Annotated in this window: 3 protein-coding genes; all 3 read right to left on the bottom strand. The window is 55.9% G+C overall.

The window, feature by feature from the left end; all coding sequences use genetic code 11:
• On the bottom strand, positions 1-1,040 hold a 1,040-nt coding region (locus ABF287_RS17015; protein WP_347186191.1), incomplete at its 3' end, for an ATP-binding protein.
• A gap of 100 nt (positions 1,041-1,140) precedes the next feature.
• Positions 1,141-1,761, bottom strand: a complete 621-nt coding sequence (locus tag ABF287_RS17010; RefSeq protein WP_347186190.1) for a LysE family translocator — start codon at positions 1,759-1,761, stop codon at positions 1,141-1,143.
• Positions 1,758-2,831 (bottom strand): DNA replication/repair protein RecF (gene recF / locus ABF287_RS17005; RefSeq protein ID WP_347186189.1); only part of this gene is annotated, 1,074 nt, incomplete at its 5' end. The genes recF and ABF287_RS17010, both read right to left, overlap by 4 nt.

Here is a 2,831-nt window from a genome sequence, read left to right as displayed (position 1 = left end):
TTGTCCTTGGTTTGTGACGAAAACTTCGGATCCGGCACTTTGACGGACAACACACAGGTCAACCCTTCGCGCGCATCATCGCCCGTGAAGGTGATTTTTTCCTTTTTCGCAATGCCGCTGTCAGCAGCATAGCGCGTCATTGTCCGCGTCAACGCACCACGGAAGCCCGCCAAGTGCGTGCCGCCATCGCGTTGCGGAATATTGTTGGTAAAGGGCAAAACATTCTCGTGGTAGCTGTCGTTCCACCACATCGCGACCTCAACGCTGATGCCGTCTTTTTCACCTGAGACAAAAATGGGCTCTGGCATCAAAGACGTTTTCGAGCGGTCGAGGTACTTCACAAATTCCTTAACACCGCCATCGTAGAACAGCTCTGTTTTCAAAGGCTCGGCAGGGCGTTCGTCTTCGAGAATGATGCGCACGCCAGAATTCAAAAACGCCAATTCGCGCAGGCGCTTTTCCAAGATCGAAAATTCATAATTGAGGTTCGAAAACGTGTCGGTGGAGGCCATAAAGCGCACTTCTGTGCCTGTCTCGCCGTTCGCGTCACCGGTCACGGTCAGATGCTCAGCTGTTTCGCCGCGCTCGAACCGCGCCTTGTGCGCTTTGCCTTGACGCCAGACTTTGAGTTCCAACCAATCAGACAGCGCGTTCACAACAGAAACACCCACGCCGTGCAGACCGCCAGACACCTTGTAAGAATTGCTGTCGAACTTACCACCAGCGTGCAGTTGGGTCATGATAACCTCTGCCGCGGAAACGCCTTCTTCTTCGTGCATATCTGTCGGAATACCGCGCCCGTTGTCGCGCACAGAAATCGAAGAATCTTTGTGAATTTTGACCGTCACATAGTCAGCATGACCCGCCAAAGCTTCGTCGATACCGTTATCCACAACCTCATACACCATATGGTGCAGGCCGGAGCCGTCATCAGTGTCACCGATGTACATCCCAGGGCGCTTGCGAACAGCCTCTAACCCTTTGAGAACTTTAATTGAATTGGCGCCATACTCTTCGGACTGCTCGGGAGTGTCGGACATGCGGATTTCCTTGTTTTTACTTAGCCTTTTTATACGGCAAAGTGGGGGGCTTGTCACGCAATTGGCACAATTATCATCGCGTCACAGCAAAGGAACGCGCTTAGGTAAACGGGATCACACACGCAACCAATATAAGCAGCACGCCCGCTGTGATATTCATCCGCTTCAACGCATCAGGCGAGGACAAAACCGCGCGCATTTTACCGACGAAACCTGCCAAAATCACATTGCCGGTGAACGGAACGATCGCGGAAATCGCGCAAACAGCAACGATGTCCCACACCGTCAGTTGCGACAAATCAAAGAACCCCGGCAACAGCCCCATGTAAAACAAAATGGCCTTGGGATTGCCCAAAATCACAGCCACGCCCGCAATGAATCCGGCCCATCGTCCCGGTGCGGTCAAACGACTGTTGGACTGGATCGCGGTGTCAGATTTGCGGATGAGCATCACCCCCATGACCAAAAACATCACCACGGCGATCCACTTCATCGCCTCCAGAAAGTAAGTGAACTCCGACACGATCCAGCTAACGCCCAGAATGGCCAAAAGCGGCCACAGAACGTCGCCAACAACAACACCCATCGCAAGCGGCCACGCCGAGGCAAAGCCGCCCGACATGGCGCGTGCCAGCATCGCGACCCAAACTGGGCCAGGCGTGAGAAAAAGAACAAACAATGCGCCCGTGTAGAGGGCCAACTCGAACAAAGATATGCTCATCGAATTTCCTTAAGGGCGGAGACGCCAGATGTTTCAGACACCTCAAATGCGGCAGCCCGTGCGCCAAGCTCTTCGAACAGTTCTGGCCCTGTGCCGGTCATAAAGGCCTGCGCCCCAAGGGCACAGATTTCGTCATACAGCGCCGCCCGACGCCCCGCGTCAAGATGGGCTGCCACCTCATCGAGCAAAAAGATCGGCGCTGCGCCAAAATCTTGCGCCAATGCGCGCCCGTTAGCCAAAATAAGCGAAATCAACAGGGCCTTTTGCTCGCCTGTGGAACATTGATCCGCCGCAACACCTTTGGCGGTGTACATGGCGCCCAAATCCGCGCGGTGCGGCCCTATTAAGGTGCGCCCCGCGGCCATATCGCGCGCGCGGCTGTCCCTAAAGGCAGCCAACAGGTCTGTGTCATGTTCTGGCAGCTCAAATTGGTCCGAGGCCTTCAGCCATAAGCTGGCAACGGGAAAGGCGGTTTCAGCCCCCTCTTGCGCTTCTTGCAGGCGCTGCAAAACCGTCAGACGGTTGCGCATGATCGACGCGCCGAACGTGGCCATTTGCGTTTCCAGCGCGGTGTACCAATGCGCATCCCGCACAGCGTCCTTGAGCAGTCGGTTGCGTTCACGCATCGCCTTTTCGTAGCCCAGAACAGCCTCCGCATGACGCGGCTCAAAAGACATCACCATGCGGTCCAAGAACCTGCGCCGCCCTTCGGGTGCTTCAATCCACAGACGGTCCATCGCGGGGATCAACCACACCACGCGCGCAATGCGGCCAAGTGCGATTTGCGCGGCGGTTTTCCCGTCGATTTTCACCGTGCGCGAGGCCCCGTTTTCCGACCACGTTTCGATCTCATGGGTTTGGTGCAACGACTGCAGTTCCGCGCGGACTTTCCACCCAAGGCTTTCGGGTTTGCGCGCAATATCTTCCATCGCGGCGCGGCGCAGACCCCGCCCCGGTGACACCAAGGACACTGCTTCTAAAATATTGGTTTTGCCAGAGCCATTCGCTCCCCAAATCGCAACAGGCCGCCCATCCAATTCAAGATGCGCGGCCCTATGGGAACGAAAATG

The organism is Pacificibacter sp. (assembly GCF_039769035.1).
Classification (GTDB): domain Bacteria; phylum Pseudomonadota; class Alphaproteobacteria; order Rhodobacterales; family Rhodobacteraceae; genus Celeribacter.
Note: the sequence above shows the minus strand (reverse complement) of the source record. Positions and strands in the feature narration are given on the sequence as shown.